This window comes from Lachnoanaerobaculum umeaense, assembly GCF_003589745.1.
GTDB lineage: Bacteria > Bacillota > Clostridia > Lachnospirales > Lachnospiraceae > Lachnoanaerobaculum > Lachnoanaerobaculum umeaense.
Map to the genome: position 1 here is coordinate 2,626,060 of NZ_CP032364.1, position 23,480 is coordinate 2,649,539.

General features: G+C 36.7%; 13 protein-coding genes. All 13 read right to left on the reverse strand.

Annotation, left to right across the window (positions count from 1 at the left end; translation table 11 throughout):
* Window positions 1-160: 160 nt before the first annotated feature.
* Window positions 161-5,227, reverse strand: coding sequence for an N-acetylmuramoyl-L-alanine amidase family protein (locus D4A81_RS13580; RefSeq protein WP_242977750.1), 5,067 nt, complete (start codon window positions 5,225-5,227; stop codon window positions 161-163).
* A 13-nt stretch (window positions 5,228-5,240) separates the two neighbouring features.
* A complete protein-coding gene (locus D4A81_RS12300; RefSeq protein WP_111525723.1) occupies window positions 5,241-12,668 on the reverse strand; it encodes an InlB B-repeat-containing protein in 7,428 nt (2,475 codons plus the stop codon).
* Window positions 12,669-13,077: 409 nt separating this feature from the next.
* Entirely contained in the window at window positions 13,078-13,659 is a 582-nt protein-coding gene (locus D4A81_RS12305; protein ID WP_111525722.1) for a rhomboid family intramembrane serine protease, read from the reverse strand.
* A 45-nt stretch (window positions 13,660-13,704) separates the two neighbouring features.
* Entirely contained in the window at window positions 13,705-14,142 is a 438-nt protein-coding gene (locus D4A81_RS12310; protein WP_111525721.1) for a DUF1934 domain-containing protein, read from the reverse strand.
* A gap of 291 nt (window positions 14,143-14,433) precedes the next feature.
* Window positions 14,434-15,237, reverse strand: a complete 804-nt coding sequence (gene murI, locus D4A81_RS12315; protein WP_111525720.1) for a glutamate racemase — start codon at window positions 15,235-15,237, stop codon at window positions 14,434-14,436.
* A 7-nt stretch (window positions 15,238-15,244) separates the two neighbouring features.
* Window positions 15,245-16,294 (reverse strand): D-alanine--D-alanine ligase family protein, encoded by a 1,050-nt coding sequence (locus tag D4A81_RS12320; RefSeq protein WP_111525719.1) that lies wholly within the window; start codon window positions 16,292-16,294, stop codon window positions 15,245-15,247.
* On the reverse strand, window positions 16,291-16,974 hold the full coding sequence (locus tag D4A81_RS12325) for a GntR family transcriptional regulator (protein ID WP_111525718.1): 684 nt from the start codon (window positions 16,972-16,974) through the stop codon (window positions 16,291-16,293). The genes D4A81_RS12320 and D4A81_RS12325 overlap by 4 nt, the downstream gene beginning before the upstream one ends.
* A gap of 20 nt (window positions 16,975-16,994) precedes the next feature.
* Complete coding sequence (gene ispE / locus D4A81_RS12330; RefSeq protein ID WP_111525717.1) at window positions 16,995-17,873, reverse strand: 4-(cytidine 5'-diphospho)-2-C-methyl-D-erythritol kinase; 879 nt, start codon at window positions 17,871-17,873, stop codon at window positions 16,995-16,997.
* Between the two features lie 151 nt (window positions 17,874-18,024).
* Window positions 18,025-18,660 (reverse strand): GNAT family N-acetyltransferase, encoded by a 636-nt coding sequence (locus tag D4A81_RS12335; RefSeq protein ID WP_111525716.1) that lies wholly within the window; start codon window positions 18,658-18,660, stop codon window positions 18,025-18,027.
* Complete coding sequence (locus D4A81_RS12340) at window positions 18,638-19,156, reverse strand: peptidylprolyl isomerase (protein WP_111525715.1); 519 nt, start codon at window positions 19,154-19,156, stop codon at window positions 18,638-18,640. Before D4A81_RS12340 ends, D4A81_RS12335 begins: the two co-directional genes overlap by 23 nt.
* Window positions 19,157-19,305: 149 nt before the next feature.
* Entirely contained in the window at window positions 19,306-20,742 is a 1,437-nt protein-coding gene (gene pyk / locus D4A81_RS12345; RefSeq protein ID WP_111525714.1) for a pyruvate kinase, read from the reverse strand.
* Between the two features lie 97 nt (window positions 20,743-20,839).
* A complete protein-coding gene (locus D4A81_RS12350) occupies window positions 20,840-21,661 on the reverse strand; it encodes a rhomboid family protein (RefSeq protein ID WP_111525713.1) in 822 nt (273 codons plus the stop codon).
* 153 nt (window positions 21,662-21,814) lie between these two features.
* Window positions 21,815-23,203: an ISNCY family transposase gene (locus tag D4A81_RS12355; protein WP_119808221.1), complete on the reverse strand. Its 1,389-nt coding sequence runs from the start codon at window positions 23,201-23,203 to the stop codon at window positions 21,815-21,817.
* Window positions 23,204-23,480: the final 277 nt, after the last annotated feature.

Sequence of the window (23,480 nt, forward strand, 5' to 3'; positions counted from 1 at the left end):
TAATGAGGGAATATTTGAGTATATTGTCTGAAAAAGTGGTTAGAGAATATCTCATACATTCTGTTACATTTCAGGTATCCACTTTAGAACTTTTGTTTTACAATCTCAAATATAAAGAGCGGCTGCACTCTCATGCAACCGCCCATTTTATTATTTAGAATTATTTCCAAACTCCATTTTCATTTACATAATATCCGTCAGGTGTATTTTCGTTTTGATACATAGAACCAAGAGGTCTACTATCAATGTTTCCAAAGTTCCACCTATTTGTATTATTATCATAGAACCAGGTCTGTGCCGGTGCAGTCGGATTGAAATAATAGAAATCATTTCCTACCTTTGTCCAATTAGTGTGCATCGCACCACTACTTGGATTCAGATAGTACCATCTGTCATCATTTGCATCATGATGCCATCCCTTCATCATCTCACCATAGAATCCATTGTGGTCCATTGAAAGATAATACCACATATTGCTCTCAAAGAACCAACCTGAATTCATAATACCGTCATCACCGAAATGATACCACTCAGACTTTGTCTTGCCTTCAAAAGTATAGCTTAGATATGCCCAGCCTTTAGCTCTTCCACCATTTGAAAGATTGAATACCCATTTGCTATTATCTAAGTTTACCTTAGCTTCCTCAGGATTTAAAAGCTGCCAGTTACCATCAAGCCCGACTCTAAAGCTAGTGGTACTTGTGTTTTGTGCACTCTTTTTTGAAGAGCCACCGCTGCCACCGGAACCGCCACGGCCACCGCCGCCCTTATTATTTGGTGTAGGTTTTGTTCTTATTCCCATACTGTTTAAGATAGAATTAAGTTCATTTAATACCTGCAATAATTCAGGTGATAATGCCTTATTTGGAGCAGCTCTATTTAAAATCGCTCTTGCCTCTGCAGCCTTAGCCTGTGCTTTGGCTACATCACTTGCATCATACTTGGAGGCATCAATATTATCAACCTTACCAAGGCTATCATTAAGTCCGTCTACAAGTTTAGCTCTATATTCAGCATCATTTGTATAATAAAGATATATAATCTTATCTTCATTAATTACCATATTATTATTTATACTTTCCTTCTTGTCCATTCTCAAGCTGAGTCCATCATAAATCCAAGTAAGTCCGGTATTTCCATCTTCAAATGTATCCCCCCTACTTGGAAGGTCTGAAACATAATCTGATTCGTAATCTGATAGTCTACTTCCAGGTGCCACAATAATAGTCTTTAAAGTACTCATATCAGGTATACTTACAAATCTTACTGTTGTTCCTGTACTTGTATATCCGAATATATATGTGTGACCCGTTTCAAAGTTATCGCTAAACTCACCCATATATCCGCTTCCACCTGCAGGATTCTCATATACTCCGGGTACACTTGTTAAAGCATTTGAATCTGTAGCAAGTTTATACAAACTATAATTTCTTGTTGATGACAATGCTCCTGTATGTATACTTGCTTCAAGACTTAAAGGTGCATCAGCTCCTGTATAAGTATTCCAAGTACTTCCGCCATCATTTGAGCTCTCTACAAATATCCTAAATTCAAACTCTCCCTTATAAAGATCTGTGTTCTCATCCTGCACAAGTCTTTCATGTGCTCCTGTCACCTTTCTTTGGTCGATATGTATTCTATAAAGTCCGGGAGTTGTTATGCCGGTAGGACCAACCGGATATGTTACTCCGATAGTATTCGGATCAAAAGTATTTCTATTTGGATAATAGTCAGGTGCAAAGTTTATTCCTGTATCGTAAAGAGCTTGAAGCTTTACAGATCCTCTTGGCATACCAAAAGATATTATTCCACTTGAATTGTTTTCGATATTATTACTATGACCTGTATTGCCGGATATTACTCTCCACTCCTTAAATAATGCACCATTGTGGTCTATAGGCTCTGCTTGTATACTTACTGCCTGACCAAATCTTACAGACTGTAAATCTGCAAAAGTCTTACTAACTCCTCCAATACTTATCTGTGTGCTGGTTCCCGGTAAATCTGCATCATCAACTATTACATTTACAGGGAATACTGTTGCTGTTATACCAAGATTTCCCGTGTTTACATTCTCTGTTCTTACCCCATCAGCTATTCTTGCTGCTGGTGTATCATTACTTCCAAGCGGTCTTGGCACTATAGTATAAATTGTATCCGGATCAAGATTTCCAAATGTAACCTTTCTGGAAGAATCCGGTGATGTAAAGTTATATACTACATTACCGCTCGAATCAAGCAGTGCGTACTGTGTATTTGCATCAGCAGGATCTATAACTATCTGTGCCATACCTGCATTGCTTGGATCTTCAGATGCTGTTGCATTCAACACTGTAGGTATTGTAATAACTGTAGAAGGTGCACTTATACCTGTTGTTGGAACCGGATTTCCTACATTAATAGCTGTTGTAGTATCTGCTGTATATACTTTATAGCTTTCTCCCGGATGAAGCATTGAGCCTGATATCTTTCCATTATTTGATAAAAGCTGTGCTCCTGTTAATAAAGCAACCACATTTCCATCCCTATCTGCAACTACATAGTTATATCCAACGCTCATTGCAGTTGGTGATATAGCATCTACTGCTATAACCGGAGCTCCTGTAGTACTATCTAAACTTGGAGTTACTTCCGGCACATAGAGTGCAGTTGCCAAAGTATTTCTACCATAGGCTGTGAATGTATATCCGTCAGGATAATCTGCTAAGTTTATTGTAGCAAAATCGACCTCTGCAAAGTTCTTATCATACCATGTAAGTACATATCCACTTTGCACTGTCAATGCACCGGTTGACTCATCTATCCACTCATTCAAATCTGATGAAGGAATATTTGTTCTTGCAGTATTATGTGTATAATCATAAGTTAAAACACTAGCTTCATTACCATTGTTAAATATTACATGGTTATCACCTGAAGCAAGTTTAAACTTTTTCCATCTTGTTGGATCAAGTTCAAACACTGCATTAACTGTTACTGTTCCTATACTTTGGTTTTGCTCCAAACTGTTTGCAGGGAGACTTCTTGGTGTTATAGCCGGATCATCATCTGCAAAGCTGTTTACAGAAAGCCAGTTACCATCAGTCATCTTCCAACCTCTGAATCTATATCCCTGATCCGGAACCGGTGTAGGCAAGTCACTGTCTGTAATATTTACATGATATGTTCCTGCTGTGATATTTTTCACTCTAGGCAAAGAATGAGTATCTTCTATAGGCTGACCTGAGAGTCCTGCTGCCACGAATGCTGTATCAGTCGGATAAGTACCGCCTCCGTACTCATGCTCCGGAACTAAAAGTCCTATATTGTTGGTATAAGCAGGAACCATCAGCTTACCGCCCATACCTGCTAAAGGATTTATAGCCGCTATAGAACCAATATCTCTGTTATATGTAATTGTTACAGAAATATTTTTGCCTACTCCTGCTGCCGAATTTACCCTAAGCACCTGATTTGTAGCTGTCCAAGCCTGTGCACCACCGGGATTCAGTTCATTTGTAATATCGCCTGAAAGAGGAGTAAATGTATTATCCCAAGCAGCAGTTGACTCCGGTTCTACTCCCGGTATTCCTGATGGAGAAGTATCATATGATATATATGTATCCAGCTTTGGAAGTGGTATACTATAATTTGCCCCTGTAGTACTGTCCACTCTTATAAATAAATTCCCTGTTGAAGCATTCTTATATACTGTACCTACAACCGGTATAGCAGGGCTTGCCGGAAGTGTAGCTATAGTACCAATAGCGTCAACAACTTTGTCATTGATTTCATTTCCTTCTTCATCCACATAGTTTATAGTTATTCCCCTATAGTAGTTTGGATTCTTAATATAATTATACTTTATAGTAACATTTTGATTTAACATTTGACCCTGTGGTTTATATCCATCTGCTAATCCCGCTACATTTATTGGTGTAAAGTTTGACGGATTAGTATCAAATGCAAATGGTATCATAATATCCATCACATTTCCTGATACATCAAAGAACTTTCCATAATTTGCTGCACCAGCAGGATCTGTTGATTTAGTATATGTATATTCTATTTCAACAGGATTTGTAGGATCCAAAATATATTCTACATCCGCACCCGGATTCAAATCTATATTTCCTGAACCATCCAGATTATATGTACCACTTTTTGCCTTTGTTGTACTATCAGTGTTTACATCCTGAGTTGCATAATAGTACTTACTTACAGGTCTGGTAATACTTCTTGGACTACCACTTCTTTTTAGCTGTCCGGCAAGAACAGTTACACCTTCACCGATAGTTACTCCGGCTACAGGATGCTCTTCATAGTCATAATAATTATCAACTACAGTTAGTTTAAATTTTGTATCTTGCTTAGGAGCATATCTAAATGTAATAAATGTATCCTTATTTATAGTAGTTTCACCAACTCTTTCATTGGTTACACTAAATCCGGGATTACCACTCCAAGCTGTATTTGTACCGCTCTTATATAGATTTACTTCACTTCCTACCACTTCGTATCCGATTATTGGTTTAGCATTTGCTTGGAAGCCTGTAAGTACCTCTTTTCCACCTGTGGTAGCTATATTCTCTGCAATAGGATTTATCACTGAGGTATGAGCAGCATCCATTGTTGATGCATTAAAATCGTACTTGCTTCCCGGAAGATAATATTCATTTCCATGACCGTCATTTGCACCCTTATATCCGACTACATAGTCAAACTTTTTACCATCAGATTTAAGTTCTGCATAATACACAGCACCTTGATTTGTAATTGTAGGTATCTCTATTTGACTACTTCTTGGATATCCAAGAATATTTCCTTTTAGAGGAACTTGATTATAGCCGGCTATCTCATATCCGTCCAAATCAAAATCGGAATCACTTATCCAACTTTTTCCATCAAATGTAGCTGTAGGAGAAAATGATGTTCCCGTAAAAAACGGCAATGTCTGATCTGCTATATGTTCTCCCGGATTTCCTGTTGCTACAATATTATTTACCCATCCTGATATCGAAGGATTCAATGTAGTAAAATCAAATCCCAAATATCCGTCTCTAGGTGTAACATCTCCTATATTTGCCGCAATTCCACCATATACTGCCTTTGTAGCAGCTGTATTCAAATTATGATTTACATAATTATAGCCTGCTGCATATGCCGGCATTGCCGGTGCGAGTACAGTCATAACCATACTCGCAGACAATGACATGGCAAATCTTGTTATCATTGTTTTTCTTTTCATTTCATCTCCTATGTCACTGAATCCATGTTCCATTAGCATCTACACTATATCCATCAGGTGTACTCTCACCTGCATACATAGAGCCATATGGTCTGACAGTATTATTCAAATAGTTCCATTTAAATGCATTTGCATCCCATTCATAGGATTTTTGTGGTACGACAGTATTAAAATAATAATATTTTCCTGAAATATTTTGCCATCCAAGAAGCATCTCACCGCTTCGGTCAAGGTAGTACCATCTGCCATCCTGCTTATCTAAATGCCAGCCGGTTTCAAGAATTCCTGTATTATCATTCATATAATACCATTTATTTGTCGTAGAATCCTTTACCCAGCCTGTTACCATCTGTCCAAGTTCAGGACCTTCTGTTGTGTTCATATAATACCATCTACCATTCTTTGAGTCATATGTCCAACCTGTTGCCATGGTTGACTTACCATCAAAGTAATACCAGCGTGATACTTTCTTTCCGGTATTATCATTGAATACGATCATACCCCACATATCATTTATAGGTGTTCCTCCGTTAAGTACGAAAGACCATCCACCTGTTACGCTATTTCTTTCCCAGTTTCCGTCTACACCAAGTACAAATGCTCTTACATTACTGTTTTCATTAATGGCTGTATTTTGTTGTGACTTCTCTCCCGGTGCCAAAAGTTTACTTCCTCTTCCGTTTGATGAATTACCACCACCACTGGCACCACCGGTTCTTCTTATTCTTTCATCCATTCTGCCCTTGGATTTATCTCTATATCTATCCAAAACCTCTCTAAGTGCATCTATAGCAGCCTGAAGTTCAGGATAATTAGACATTCTAAGATATGTACTTCCATCAGGAGCAATGAGGCCTCTGGCACGTCTTAATACCTCTTTAGCAGTATCAATAGCTTCCTGTACATTAGCTGCTTCACCTGCCTTAAGATATGGGTCATACATCAAATCATATGCCTCTTCAATAGTTTTTCCAAGGTCTATTCTTGCCTTATCCACCATAGGCTTATTGTTTGAATAGTAAGCATAGATAGTAGTTCTCTTTGTAACTTCTTTTGTAGTGTCATATATCCTAAGTGCACTGTCATTTTTAGACCAATTCTCATAGGTATAAGTTACACCATAAATATCATCAAATGGAGTCTCAAGTGCATTTGGTACGTCATTTTGGGCATAATCTGTTACCACTGTATAATCTGATGAATACCAAGCATCCTCTACATTCTCTTTTCTTCTAACTTTAAACTGTTTGTAGAAGTTTCTAGATGTATCATTCAAATATCTGTGGTCAAGTACCGGTACATTATCAAGGAATGTAACCTTAAATGTCTTTGAGTAAACCATCACATATGTGTGCAATAGATTTCCTGTAAACTTAATCAATCCGGCATTATTTGCAACATCTGTAGTAAGTGTTATTTCAACCGGAGTACCTGTTGTGATATCAAATAACTGGTAGTCAAGCTGATCAATATCTGCTGCAGGTAGTTGGGCAATTATATCCACTGTAGCATTAGATGCTGTAGCTATAATTCCTGCATCCACTCTTCTACCGTCCACATATCTCTCAAGCTTTATATCAAGTGAGTATGCCGCAGTATAAGCAGTAGGATGGTCTGATCCGGATATAGATACCGGTTTTACAAGACTTGACTCTGCATTTGTAGTATCTCTCTTATCAAAGATTACTCTATAGTCTACATTAGCTCCATTTATAGATTGAAGATCTCTGTCACCCGGAGTTGTCAAATGATTTGCCAGTGTAGGAATCTGATTAGGCTCAAGACCAAACTCTCCCTGGCTTGCCTTTCCTCTAAGTTCCTCATGTAAATTGGCATCATCTCCAATTATCTTTGTCGGTTCATAAACTGCCTTTAATACTATATTTGAATTTGATAACTGGAATGAATAGTCAGCATCTGTGATATTTCCACTTACTCCAACTGCTCTTCCTGCCAATACATTCCAATATAGGAAGTTCTTACCATTTGCATCTATAGGGTCTGCATGGATTGTGACTGTTTCGCCGGCATGTGCTTCATTAAATTCATCTGAATTTACTATATTGTCCTTTACAGAAACAATAATTCCATTTCTCGTTTCTACAATATACTTAGCTACCTCTGCCATATCTCCGGGGTTCGCATTTATCTGTGAACCGTCAGGGAGCTTTATCAGAGGATCTGCAAGTGTAGCATCACCATGTTTTCTTGCAACAACCGTATAGGTTTCATTTGGATTCAAGTTATTAAATGTTACTGTAGACGGATTATTTCCTACCGGAGTCATCCATCCATTGTCACTTCCCGGATAATTCAAAACATTTCCAGACTCATCTATTAGGGCATAATCAGAGTCAGGATCTGCCGGATTTATCACAATCTGTGCCATTCCGTCATTATCAGGATCATATCCTACATTGTAGTTATTATCTACTGTAGGAATAAATACATCCTGAGGTGTGGAAACTGATGTACCTGTAACGCTCGAAACATTTCCACCAACATTTGCAACTGTATCCGGAGTTCCCTCCTGCACATTATAATGTGCTCCCGGAATTAAATCAGGAACTGTAGTAGTATTACCACTTGGATCACCTGTGACTACTGCCACTATTTCACCATCCGGCTTAGAAATAACATATACATTTCCAGGTTTGCTTCCTCTTATTTCAATTTCTCCACTACCATCTCCACCTATTCTTCCTATTGGAGTAAATCCTCCTACATTAGTTCCCCATGTATTAGGATCTTTTCCAAATATAGCTGTATATGTAGCGTGATTTGTCAGAGTTGATGAAGCTAACATATGGTTACCTGCTGCATCATCCCATCCATTAAAGTTATAATTTATTACCGGTGTAGCTGTTGGAAGCTGTGGAGTAATCTGTCCCCAAGTATAATCAAATGGTATATGTAATGTAGCCGGTGCTGAAATAGAACCATTGCTTCCTGCTACAAAGTTTATATCAAACCACTTGCTTGGGTCTTCCACAAACTTAGCATATATTATGATTGGTGTAGTATCTGTATTCCAGAAAGTTGTTCCGGTTACAGGTGTAGTCGCGGCTGCATCCATATACCAACCTTCAAACATATAATATCTGTTTGCACTTGTAGTAGGTACATAGTTCTCAGCCTGAAGTCTATTGAAATTGTAAGCTGCTGTATTTCCTGCAGTGCTTCCATCACTTACTAAAACCTTAGTAGGTGCACCTGCTGAAAGAGGATTTATACTACCATGATTGAAGTTAGGATCTGTAGTAACCCTAAACTCTACATCTCTCCACTTTGAAAGATCAAGTCCAAGTCTATAGTCCGCTCTTATACCATTTACACCACTTAAAGCAAGAGGCATATTTCCTGTTATATCTCCGTTTGTTGGATTGAAGCTTTCTCCATATCCTGTAGGAGTAAAATCAACTCTTGATACTGCAGGATCCCAGGTATATCCATAGAGCTTATCAGTATAATTGATTGATAAATTATATGTAGTTCCCGGTGTTACCTGTGTGATACCACTATCAAGCACCTTATCTCTATACGCATCTAAGTATCTTCTTACAAGATTTGAACTTGAATCTGATGTATAAACATACTTTATCTTCACATCCTGATTTGGCATATATGCCGCAAATACTCCCGGATTTGGTGATGTAGAAAGTGGGTTGTCAGACACAATTAAGTTCCCTGCTGCACCATCAAGTCCTACAAGTCTTGGATTATCTCCACTTGCAATATGTGAATCCCATCCTGTACTGTGATCTATTTCATAGTGATCAAATGTATAGCCTGAGATATTCTCAGGTTGTGCATTAATTGGCTGTTCAGCTCTTTTTACTATAGTATGTGCTGCTCTCAGTGCATTTCCGCCACCATCAACATGTTCAACGGTATAGTTAAATGTTGCTGTACTGTCTACCATATACTTATACACCACATTTATATTCTTTGCCGGCATACTGTCAATAGTATATCTGAGTGGATGTGCATCTGTAAGAGGTGCTCTAGTTCCAACATTCGCCGGAGTATTACTTACGGTCTTCTTTTTATATCCCGGTATAGTAACTCCAATTTCTGTCAATGGATCTTTATATATAGACTCTTCTATAAGTCTTGTATCATGCTCAGTTCCAAAATTAAGTTCCAAAGCTGCATTATCATTTTTATGTTTTGTATCTATATTCCATGGTGTACCGTCTCCCACCCATTTTGCTACAAGGTTGTATACAGGATCCAGAGTATTCATTGCATCATAATATCCTGTAAGAGCTGTTCCTCCTGTGAACGGATCACCATCATTAACATTTACTACTCCTGTAACCGGATCTGTAGTAGGCTTATCATATTTTCCATTTCCATCATTATCCGTGAAAACATACCAACCTCCAAAGGTATATCCAGTCTTTGTAGGTGTTGGTAGACTACCCAGTGTAGAAGGATGTGTTCCTGAAACATAAGTAGTCTCAGTCTTATCTCCAGGATTTGGAGCACCACCTGCCACATCAAAATGATATGTTACCTCATTTTTTCTATACTTAATAACTATATCTACATTTTGCTCAGGTGTCTTTCCTTCTATTTTTCCATTAGTGTTTGTAAAATTATCACCGGTAACTCCTGTAGGTATTCCGGTAACTTCTGCTACTGCATAGCCCGGATATGTAGGCGCATTTATCTCAACCGGGCTTCCCGCAACACCTCTCCAGCTATAATGTGCTGTCACATTCTCACCACTGCCTCCACCTGTTTCTGCAGGTGAAGCTGTCGGATTGTGTTGATAAACTGCTGAGCCACCAATTTGAGTAAGTGTATTATCAAGAGTAATCTTATTTGTAGCTGCACTCACACTGCCATGATTTGCAGAAAGAGGCATACCATCTTCATCTACATAAGTTACAGTATAGTTATATCTTAATGTATGAAGATATATACCAAGTGAATTTTCATGATCCGGTGCAGATGTTAAGTCATCTCCGGTCGCATTATCCACAGCCATATAAGTAGGTATTCCGACTGCATTGCTGGTACCTGTTGCATCAGCTTTGAAATTACCTGCTGAATATGGAAGTATAGTAGAACCTGCTGCTCTATCTTCATAGTCAACTATTGCTCTACCTGAGGTATCTCCCTTTGGTAATTCTTTGACAGAAACACCTACAGTTCCACTGAATTTCTTTCCACTTGGTACTAAAAGCTCTGAAACTCCCAGTGCCACATTTCCGTCTGACTCTGTGGTAACAGGTACGCCACCAACAACTGTTGTAGTCTTTATTTTATTATTTTGAATATCTACATTACCATATAGCTTTAATGGCATTGCTATATTTTGATTGTTTATATCAGGCCTTGTAGCAACGCTTGAGTTTCCTATAGCAACTGCTGAAGGAGCCCTCAAGTTTAGTTCAGCAGTATCTACTTCTGTTTCATTATCTGAAATACTTATAGAATCTGCTTCTGCAGCCAGGCTAAGCTCTCCTGCCGCCTCTACAAAAATTGCAGATGCATCAGCCTCATACTTATCCTTTGTTCCATCACCATCAGTATCTATTGTTCCTGCAACCTTTGCACCATATAAGCTGGTCTTGTCACTTATTGTTACCCTACCGGCTGTAACATGTAGCATAGGGGCTTTTGCAGTAACATTTGCCTTGTTTCCATCTATATTTATATTGTAGAAACTAAGATGTGAATTAGCCTGATCCATCTTAAACATATCACCTGTAAATGAAGGATCACGCCTGATAACGCTTGTATCATTATTTATAGGATCTCCAATTTCATACACACCTTTTGTCGTCTTTCCTGCTATTGCAGTAGTCTTATAAGGGCTGGTTTCTATCTGTACATCCAAATCAGCCGGTACTGTAATAGTACTGTTTACCATTACAGGATTGGCGTCACTTGACATTACATATATATAACCCTTTTTAGCTCCTGTAGACTTCATAGCTGTTATAGCTGACTGTATATCTTTAAAAGGCTGTGCAATATATCCATTTGAATCAGTTCCTGTATATGTAGGATCTACATAGTACACTGCCGCTCTCATAGAGACTCTAAAGGTTGTAGATGCACTTTGTTTTGCAGCCATATTCAATCTACCTGAAAAGGCAGTTGCAGCATCATATTTTTGAACCAGAAGATTCTTGTCGGCATTTTGACCGAAGACAAAGTTATCATGACCCAAGTTATTTGGCTTTTGATTGTCTCCTGCCCATACTCTACCCTCTCCCGCTACCAACTCTATATCCAAATCTGTCAATGAATCAGGTCTTTTAAATACATTTGGTATATTCGCAAAATCCGGCATAGTATAAAGTGATGTAGAACCTGATGGTATAGTACCTCCACCCGGTTGTGGAATATGGCCACTATAGCTATTTTGGTTATAATAATCCATCATATGAAGTCTTGTATGGTCTGCGGTAACTATTGTAGGTGCCACATCTGTTCCGGCAATCTGTGAATCAGACTGTGCTCCTATCCAGAATTCTACCGGATAGTTATTAGGATTATAACCTGTCCACACAATAAGAAGTTTTTGCTTATCTGCTGTAGGCTTTAACTCCATCCTGACTTCTATCTTATCATTACTTGATGCAGTGCCTGCACCATATGTTGCATTTACATAATCTACATATTTTTGAGGTATTTTAACTTCAACAACTCTACCATTTCCCTTTGGTATATTTGAACCTATACTGTCATTATAGATTCCCATAACATTATGATCAGGCGGTGTAGCAGTATCAGATTGATTATTACTTCTTCCCGGTACAGGGTATGTAAATCCATCTGCCTCATATTTTATATCTCTTGGAGATATTACAGGCATCATATCTGTAGGATTAGCTTCCTTATGCTCTCCACTTTGTCCAAATCCTATATAGGTGGACCACCAGTTTGCTCCAAATGCCGATTTTGATGCTTTATAGTTACCTCCCATACCAAAAGTCTTTCTTGGATCAACTGATACAGCATCCGGATCAAGAATCGCACCAATATCAAATGTATATTGATTCAATGTGTTATATCCCGGATATAATGAAATCCCATGAATATTTACAGGATCCCTTACTACCGAATGAGTATTTCCATTAGGATAATTAAAAAAATTTCCTCCCCAACCATCCTGATAGTTTGAAAACTGACCCGAACTTGAGGCTGTAACATTTCCATATCTATATACAGTACCAAGTGACTGACCATAAGTAGTATAATCATATGAAGTGAAATGTCCACCCGACTCATTTACTCTCGTTATTCCGCTATTTGCACCTGTAGGTGCTCCCGGATCCAGTTCAGCATTGTCTACAAGGGTAGACGCTTTCGCTTCAATCCCCCCAAAATAAGGTGCTGTGGTTATAACCATGGCGGCAGCCAATGCTCCTGCAGTGCATTTTCTCAACACACTTAAAATTTTGTTCTTATTTTTTTTCATAATTTTTTCTCTCTATTATATTCTCCAACATTTTTACATGAAACTTCGCTCTCATCATATATTTTTAGCATTGTAAAATCACAAAAGACCTGAAAATTTCCAGACAATAAAGATGATTTGCAAACACAATCATATTCCCATATAAACCACCTCCGCAAGCTGCTTTAAAGCTCCTCATATGTTAATCAGAAGAACAAAGCAAAATTTAGGTTAATTATTTATAATATTCTATTAATATTATTTTATCATTATTCTTAAATTTTGACTAAACTAATATCATTTCTATGTGTTAAAAAATAATCTGTATTTTTTGTAAGTTATGTGAAAAAATCATGAAAATCAAATACAAAAACCCACTATAAATCATTCATTATAGTGGGTTTTATATAAGATGTATTAACTTCTTATCTTAGTATCTATTCATTTTCCCTTTATTCATTATAAATCCTAGAAATGCGCCAACTATACCTCCTAAGATATGAGTCAAATTTGAAATATTATCCTGTACGAAAACTCCTTGGTATATCTGCTCTCCTATATACAAAATTGCTACCAAAATAAATGTAACCGGAATCTTTCCTTCTCTAAATCCTGCAAATGATGAAAGCAGTATAAAAGCAAATACCACACCACTTGCCCCCAACAATCTACTATACGGAAATACAAAGAAATGTACCACTCCGGTCACAAGTGCAGTCGCCAATATAACAAAAAGTATGTTTACTGAACCATATTTTTCTTCCAGCATAGGACCTATCACCAGTATAAGCATTATATTCCCCAAAAAGTGGTCTAAACTTGCATGACCCAACACATGTCCGAATAATCTAAAATATGTGAATGGATCTAGGAACGATGATTTATATACACTAAATAATAATCTATTAGAAAAATCCCCTGTGAAATTATCTAATAAAAATACTGCAAAACTTAAAATAACAAAGATCAAAATAACCGGTGAATTAAATGATAGTTTTAACTTCTTGTCCATATCTTCTCCTTTTTAGGTTTTCCTAACCTATTTTAAAAGGGTGGCTCAGCCACCCTTCTTGTCTACTGCCTCAACTATATGAATTCGCATCTTAGAATTCGATGCTCTATCTCCCTCTATATAAAGTATATACTCAACATATACATTTATCTCATATTCATTCATATCAATCAAGAGGAGCTTTGTCTCTGTCTCCATATCCAATCTTCCAAAGGGAGTGTTATATACTACTTTAAACCTACTGTTATTGGTAAATACCATCTTGGAATTTACCACACCCTCTTTGATAATCTCAACCCTATTTTTTTGTACAATTATTGTATTAAGGATAATTTCATCAAAACCCTGGGCTTCTTCCACGTAAGTTATATTATGTATATCACCATCAATATAGTGATTTCCTGAAATATTCACGGCAATGGGATCACTCTCATCATATCTCAGATGAGTGCCGCTAATCTCAATATCTACAAATTCTTTCATAATCTTCTACCTTAAAACCATAGCAGAAGCCGCACTGCGGTCTCTACCCAACCCTAAACTACCACCGGTTGTTATGCAAATATCAAGTTTAAAATAAAAGAATGATAGTTTACTAGAAAAATGTATCTCCCCACTATTCTATATAAAATAACCTTAAATAAAAAACTGATAACTATGCTCAACAATGAATGCCTGTCTGTGCTTTGTAATTCCTCCAGCCAATTCGATCTGTATGCATTCTGCAAAGCTTTGAATGTTTTTTAATTATAACAATATAAACTTTTGTTGTCACTAAAATTCTTCTATATTGACTATCCCTGCTTTCTTTACTATGCCGGGCATAATAGAAGATGCAAAATCACTAAATCTCTCTGCCATATCACTGACATAAAAATCATGAAAAACTTCGCCTACATTTGAGGCATATAGATTCTCACGCTCAAACAAAGATTTCAATTCCTTTGCGGTCTCATATGCAGGATTTACAAGAGAAACTTCCTCTCCCATAATTCTTCTAAATGCTTTGTATAATAAAGGATAATGGGTACATCCCAATACCAGACTGTCAATATGTCTACTTTTCAACTCACTAACATATCTTGAAATAATCTCATCCGTAACACTGTCATTTATCAGCCCCTCTTCTACTAGAGGGGCAAGCAGCGGACACGCCTTTTGTATTACTTCGAGTTCGCTATTTATCTCATGAATAGTCTTCTCATATATACCACTGGATATAGTTCCCTTGGTGCCAACCACCCCTATTCTTCCAACCTTTGTAGTCTCAGTAGCAGTAATAGCACCTGCATGGATAACTCCGATTATCGGTATATCAATCTCTGTCTTCAATATGTCTAGTGCAAAAGCACTGGCGGTATTACACGCAATTACGATAGCTTTTACATTTTTTGTCTTTAAAAATTTTACAATCTGTCGGGAGTATTTGATAATAGTATCCTTAGACTTGGAGCCATATGGAACTCTGGCTGTATCACCAAAATAAACTGTACTTTCATTTGGCATTTGAGCCACTATCTCCTTTGCTACTGTAAGCCCTCCTACACCTGAGTCAAATATTCCTATAGGTAAATCCAAAGAAAAATCACCCTCTCTCAAAAGCTAATTCAATAAGCCTGTCAATAAGTACTTTTTTGTCAATACCTGCTGCTTCAAATAGCATAGGGTACATGCTTATTGCGGTAAATCCCGGCATTGTATTTATTTCATTAAATACAATCTCTCCATCTTCCTTTGCAAAGAAGTCAACTCTTGATAATCCGAAACCGTCCAAAGCTGTAAAAATCTTTTTAGCACATTCCGGAAGTTTCTCTCTTACTCCGTCAGGCAGCTTTGAATCAAGTAAAGTAAGTGAACCCAACTTGTACTTTGCGTCATAGTCATAAAATGTTGTAGCCGACTTTATCTCACCAACTCCACTTGCCATTACATTTCCCGGTCTGCCAAGTACCCCACATTCTACTTCATGTCCTACAATAGTCTCTTCTACAAGTATTTTTCTGTCATGATTTAATGCCTCGATTATGCCCTTTTCCAGTTCTTCTCTGTCTGAGGCTTTTGATACTCCCTTTGAAGAACCGGCATTTGAAGGTTTCACAAATACAGGATATTCAAATCTGTCTTCTATCCTCTTTATTACACCTTTAAAATCATCCTTCACTTCATAATCAAGTACGGGCTCATATGCAGCCTGCCTTATACCAAGCTTATCAACTACAAGTTTTGTATAAAGTTTATCCATGCCTACTGCACTCGCCAATACACCACATCCTACATATGGGATATCTGCAAGCTCAAGCAATCCCTGAATAGTTCCATCCTCACCATAAAGTCCATGCATTACGGGGAAAACCACATCTACCGCTATCTCTTTATACTCTCCATCTGTTTCTATCATTATACACTTTTTTGTCGCATCCGGCAAAATATATGCACTTGTTTTTGAGTTCAACCAGCTTCCATCTTCTATAGAAGCTATACTGTCAACTTTGAGCCATCTTCCCTCTTTTGTAATGCCTATAAATATCAGCTCATACTTACTTGTATCTACCTGCTTTGAAACATTGGTTGCAGATATTATAGATATTTCATGTTCAGAGGACTGTCCTCCAAATATTATTGCCAATTTCCTCATTGTTTTGTAGGTGTTTCCTTAATCTTCTTGGAAACATTGACCTCCTGATTATTTATATGCTCAGCAATGATTCTCTTAGCCTCAGATTTATCTCTACTCTTTAGAGCCTTAAGTATCATTCCATGCTCGTCCATAAGCTGATTTCTTGTAGCTTCCGCCTTAACATACTCCAGTCTGTAACGATACATTTGCTCTCTAAGATTATTTATCATCTGCACTAGTTTATCATTTCCTGTGCTTGTAAATATTATATCATGAAATTTCTCATCTGCACGTGCAATATCAATAATATCTTTATTTTCTATTGAATCTACAAATTCTTCTTCTGCCTGTTCAAGTTCTTCGATTTCCTTATCCGTAATCTTTGTGCATGAAAGCTCTATAGCCAGCTCTTCCAGTGCTCTTCTTACCTCTAAAGTGTCTCTTAGATTCTTCTCAGTAATACCTGCTACTTCAGCTCCCTTTCTTGGGATCATAAGTACCAGTCCCTCAAGTTCAAGCATTCTGATAGCCTCTCTTATAGGTGTTCTGGATACTCCAAGTTTTTTTGCTAGCGCTATCTCCATCAATCTTTCACCGGGCTGTAGTTCTCCTCTTAAGATAGCCTGTCTCAAAGTTTTAAAAACCACATCTCTAAGTGGCATATATTCATCTATATCTGCATGCGAAAAATCTGTCATCGTATCCTCCATCCATTTTTCTATAGCGTATTTGTAATATGTATATAATTAATTCTATTGTCTTTTTCAAATATCTCTTTGGTCTTAAGTATATCCTCATCATTTTCATATATGCCGAATATCGCTGTACCGCTTCCACTCATAAGAGCCCCCAGACAATTATTCTCCATCATTATCTTCTTTATATCAGATATAAATGGCAAAAGCCTTATAGATGGTACTTCCAAAATATTGTTAAGTGATTTTGCAATCTCATCTATCTTTTCTTTATCATTTTTATCACTTTCTATTATAGAGACCATTTCCCGTACATCTCTATGTTTAAAACCTGTCTTATTAAGTCCTTCTATATCTAAACTCTCATATACCTTTCTTGTTGAAAGTCCTATCCTTGGCTTTACTATCAAAAGTTTCATTCTAGGCAACGGCTTTAATCTTTTTAGCTTCTCACCGATGCCACTTGCCAAAACAGTTCCCCCCATTATACAAAAAGGTATGTCAGCACCAAGGTTAGCACCAATCTCAAGTAATCTCTCCTCGCTTATATTTAAGTCAAACAGCTCATTAACTGCCTTTAATGTGGCTGCTGCATCTGCACTTCCGCCTGCCATACCTGCTTCCATAGGTATATTTTTTTCAAGTACTATCTCTACACCAAACTCTTTTTTAACTTCTTTTTGTAACATCACTACTGCTTTGTGAATAAGATTGGTTTCATCCATCGCCAACTCTTTATTATCTGATTTTAGTAATATCTTCTTCTCTTCCAGTTTTTTGATTTCAAGTACATCAGCTATATCAACATTTGTCATGACCATCTCAACTTCATGGTATCCGTTTTCTTTTCGTCTTAGTACATCTAGGCATAAATTTATCTTCGCAAATGTCTTAACCTTCATTAATTAAACCCCTGCTATTTACTGTGTATAAAATATTGTATCTAAAATTATACATTAAATTTTGTATAAAAACAACAGTTAGGTTTTTCTAACTCACAGGCACAACTCCTCCCTTTTGGTACTTTATATATTAAATATGCAGAAATTATTTCTATAAAATCTTATTAACTATTATTACACCCAATTTTTCAGCCAGTTTTACTGAGGCTATATTTGAGCTTAGTATTTCCGCATAAATATCTTCTATTTCTATTGTTCTATGTATAAAATCCAGTAAATACTTACAAACTTTGAAGCTATAAGCTTTTCTACGATATTTTTTATCTATTATGTAGGATATAAAGCATCTATTATCTTTATTATAAAACCCTGCTAATCCCATTAGTTCTTTCTCATTTTCAAATGCATATAATCCATATCCATAAAAGTCATAGTATATATCGATATACTCCTCTAAATCCTTTCTTGTATCAAATGGGAACTCGCTAAACTTTGATAAGTATATAAAGTCATCCGGTTTCATCTCGCGTATATTTATATTATCAACTTTCCCAATACTTATAGGCAGATTCAATTTTCTATATGCTACCTTTTTTATATACTCTTCATCTATATCTTTTATATCTGTTACTGCATATTTTGAAACAGAGATATCTATGTTTTCCTTTCCAAGTATAGCAATTGTGGCTTTGTGGGAGTAAAACGCCTCCCTCAAAGCCACATTTTCATCAGAGATAACTATCTCACAATGTTTTCCTAAAATATTAACATTTTTCAGGAGCTTCATAAGTCTCGCCAAATGTATCAACTGTCATAGTTGCAATCTTTTGGTCCACATTTGGCCTATCATTGTAATCTGTATCAACTGCAGCAATTTTATCTACTACATCCATACCCTCTATTACCATTCCAAATGCTGCATATGCTCCATCCAGATGTGGTGCATCCTGATGCATTATGAAAAACTGTGATCCTGCAGAATTTGGACTCATAGCTCTCGCCATTGAAATAACTCCTCTACTATGTGCCAGATCATTTTGGAATCCATTTTGTTTGAACTCGCCCTTTATCTGATAATCCGGACCTCCCATACCATTTCCCTGTGGGCATCCACCCTGTATCATAAATCCGGAGATTACTCTGTGGAATGTAAGTCCGTCATAGAATTTTTCATTTATAAGACTTATAAAATTTCTTACAGTATTAGGTGCCACCTCAGGATAAAGTTCAATTTTGATTACAGAACCATCTGTCATTGTTAATGTTACTATTGGATTTTTCATGTTTTCTCTCCTTTTTAATCCCAATAAAGTCACTAGGATAGAAATCCTTGTGACTTTATGGATAGGGCCTTGATTGACCACTCATTATATATATTTTACCATATCTTTACTTATTTTTATATAAAAAATATGATATTTTATTATATTTTTTATTTTACTATCTCAACCTGCATTGTATTTGTATATTTTGCAGGACCTCTCTCATCCTTCTTAGGTATGATACCCGCAGTGATAACAACAAGATCATTTGACTTTAAATATTTTTCTGCCTTTAATGTCTCGACAGATGATGATATAAGTTCATCTGTTGTATCCGCTCTCTTTGCCCATACAGGAACTACTCCATAGAAAAGCTGCATTTGTCTAACTGTAGTGATACTTGGACTCATACCGTAAACCGGAATACTTGATCTCCACTTTGAAAGCATTCTTGTGGTAAATCCGGTGATAGATGGTGCTATTATTGCCTTGGCATCTAATTGATCCGCTGTATAAACCGCAGCATAACCAACCTGATTTGAAATATTCTTCTTATCCATCTTATTTACTTTTCTACCTCTATAGAGTGCATGGTCAAGATGTATCTCTGTCTCTTTAGCTATCTTTACCATCATCTGAAGTGCTTCCAGAGGATATTTACCCATTGCAGACTCTCCTGAAAGCATTATTGCATCCGTACCGTCATAGATAGCATTGGCAACATCAGAAACTTCTGCTCTTGTAGGTCTTGGATTTCTAATCATTGAGTCAAGCATCTGTGTAGCTGTTATTACCGGCTTTCCTGCCACTGAACATTTCTCAATAATCTTTTTTTGTATAAATGGAAGTCTTGCAGCATCTATCTCAACACCCATATCTCCTCTTGCAACCATGATACCGTCACTTGCTTCAATGATATCATCCATATTGTCGATACCTTCTTGGTTCTCAATCTTTGATATGATTTGTATATTTGCATTTTTTTCATTTATTATTGATCTTATCTGACGAACTGCATCACCATTTCTTATAAAAGAAGCTGCTATGAATTCAAATCCATTATCACAGGCAAATTTTATATCTTCAATATCTTTTTGTGTAAGTGCCGGAAGCTTTATAGAAACTCCAGGTACATTTACACCTTTCTTCTCTCCAAGCTCTCCACCATTTAATATTTTGGTATGTATATCTACACCATCCACATTAATTACTTCAAGTGCTATAAGACCGTCATCAATAAGTATCTTATCTCCAACCTTTATATCTTCATTTAAACCACTGTAGTTGATAAAACCTTTCTTATCATTTCCTACGCATTCATTTATTGTAAGTGTGTATTCATTTCCGGCCATCAAATTTACTTTCTGTCCACCCTCAAGTAAGCCTGTTCTTATCTCAGGACCCTTGGTATCAAGAAGTGCCGCTACCTGCTTTCCGGTCTCCTCTCTAACTTCTCTTAATATATTTAATCTGCCAAGATGCTCTTCATAATCGCCATGTGAAAAATTGAATCTGGCAACGTCCATTCCTGCGATTGCCATATTCTTCATAAGAGTTTTATCATTTGTATTTGGACCCATAGTGCAAATAATCTTTGTTTTCTTCATTTCTTTTTCCTCTTTAACTTTTTTATAAGCGTAAATACTACCACTCATTCATACATCTATCAAGTTATATATACAGAATACTTTAAAATCCCATACATTATTCTACATGAATATGTGTATATAAATGCTCAGAACAATACTCCAGATTTCCCTTGCATTTTGAGCAATACCTAAATTCCAATGTATCATCATCCTTTTCTGTCTTTCCACAAACTGCACATTTATGAATAGCTTGATTTGCCGGTCTCATCTTTACAGCCCTTTTAAATTTCACCTGTCTGACCACATTCTTTGGTGATATTCTATTCCAGCTTCTGGTCATCAAGTAGAATATAACAAAATTCAATAAGCTTAGGCCGATAGATACCTTTGTAATGACGCCTCCTATTATAAAACTATATACTTCCATAAGCAAATATACAAATGCCAAATATTTTGCCTTTATGGGTAAAACAAAGTATATATAAAATGTCATGTTAGGATATGTCAATGCAAATGCAAGAAATATGGACATATTCAAACTGTCAGGTGTAAGTAGAAAAAGTCTTGATGCTTCTCCATATATTGCATACAATACGAATGCACCTATTATCAGAAATATATATCCCATAAACATATATACATTGAATCTAAAGCTCCCCCAAACTCTTTCAAGATTGGTTCCCAGACTATAATACAATACCAGCATTATGGCTGCAAAAAATATACTCTGATCCGGAGCATACATAATCCATGTAAGCAATCTCCAAATCTGACCTGAGAGTATTTCCGGTATATCCAATGACATATAATTGTAATATATGTCTATATTCACCAAAGAAATCACAAAGCCGATACTATATAATACTGTCAGATACATCATCAGATTTTTGATTGCGTACCTTCCAAATTTTCTTTCTAATTTCTCAAAAAAATCCATCTCTCTCCCTTCCGATATCAATCAAATTTCAGTCTTTTCTTAAAGACATGGGCTTATTATAGCATTTATATAGCTTATATGTAAATGATTGTCAAGCATAAATGATTATGTCCCAAAATAATTAATTTATAAGCCCCCACAAAGGGGCTTTTATTATGCACTTTTTATGTCTTCTTCAATTCTGTGTGGCTGTGAGTGTGCGAATTTATTAAAGGCATCCAATCTCCAAGGATGGTTCATAGGCGGTATATAAGGCTTTCTAGGCTTTGGCTGTTTGTAGTCAGCATCCAAATCCTTAGATTTATGCTCATGAGCCGGTATTTCTTCCAGTGCATAAATATCTTTGTCATTTACGCACGCAAACATAGACCTATCAAATGCCTTGATAAGCATAACCTTGGTACCTTTTCGATAATGGGTCTGCACTCCTTTGTGATCTATCATCTTATAAAATTTCTTCTCGAATTGAATCGCATGTCCGGCATCAACAGTTCTCTCAGTTAAAACCGCCAAAGTAAGATTTATTTTTTCTTTAGATGGTTGCGTTTCAAAGACAGATTTGATACCATAAAGTGGAAGTGCGAACTTCTCATTGAATTCTTTTATGTAGTGGTAAATGAATTCATTGGCTTTATGGATATCGGTTACGCCTGCGAGCCTTAGCTCAATAGGCAGGCGTGACTGTAAAGTCTGATTCAATCGTTCTATACGTCCTTTAGCCTGTGGTACGCTGCTTGATTCAAGCTGTGTGCCAAGTTGCTTACAGGCGTATGCAAACTGTGTATAGGTGTCTTTGTCGTCAGATAAGGCACCTTTTTTCTTGTAAGTAAATACAGTTCGTTTATCAGTAAGAAACTTATAGGGAATACCATAATCAGTAAGAATCTGCTCAAATACATGGTAGTATCCATTAAGAGTCTCCTGAGTATCAAACCAGGCACCTGTGACAACACCTGAGGCATCATCAATAGCCAAATGTAGATGCCATATCTGTCCCGGTACCCATTCATAAGGGGTAGCATCCATCTGAAGCAATTCGCCAAAATAAGCACATCTTGGACGACGACTGTGAGCATCTTCAACTGCTACTAAGTTAGCTTGTATCTGTGATAATTCCTTTTTTGATGTTGTAGCTTCCTTCTTAGCTCTGAGAGTTTGCTTAATGCGTCTACGCTTAGCTTTTGTAGCCTTTGGAGATAGAATGTACTCTGACTCCAAAATACTCATTACAGAGGAAGAGGAGATACTTATGCCTTCATGCTTTTTTAGAAGCTCTGTATAGTGTTCAAAGTTAGCCTCGTAGTATTTAGTTCTATATAGATCAAGAACTTGACTTCTGACATCAGGGCAGATAGTGGTAGCCGGCTTCTTACCTCTGTTACCATGAATAAAGAATGCCTTACCATCTTTAACATAACCTTGTATCATACGGTTTATATGCCTCTTGGTGCATCCTAGGATAAGAGCAGCTCTATCCTTGTTAGCTGTATCGGGGTGATCTACCAGACCTTTGATAACTTCATACTTTCTTTGTTCATCCATTGATAAAATAACCTTTCTGATAAGTCAGTTCCTCCTAGTGTTAGAATATACAAAATAGTATTCTACCATAAGTGGGACATTTTTATTTGTGGTATACTAGGACTTTATCATATATGGCTTATACATTTATATAGCTTATATGTAAATGATTTGACTTTTACCCAAAACAGCTTTATTATTCATAAACTTTAAGAAGACCCTCTTGATACAATATTATATCTACCACGTCAGCACCACTTTGTGTTACAATAAATGTCGTATAAATCTTATGTAATAG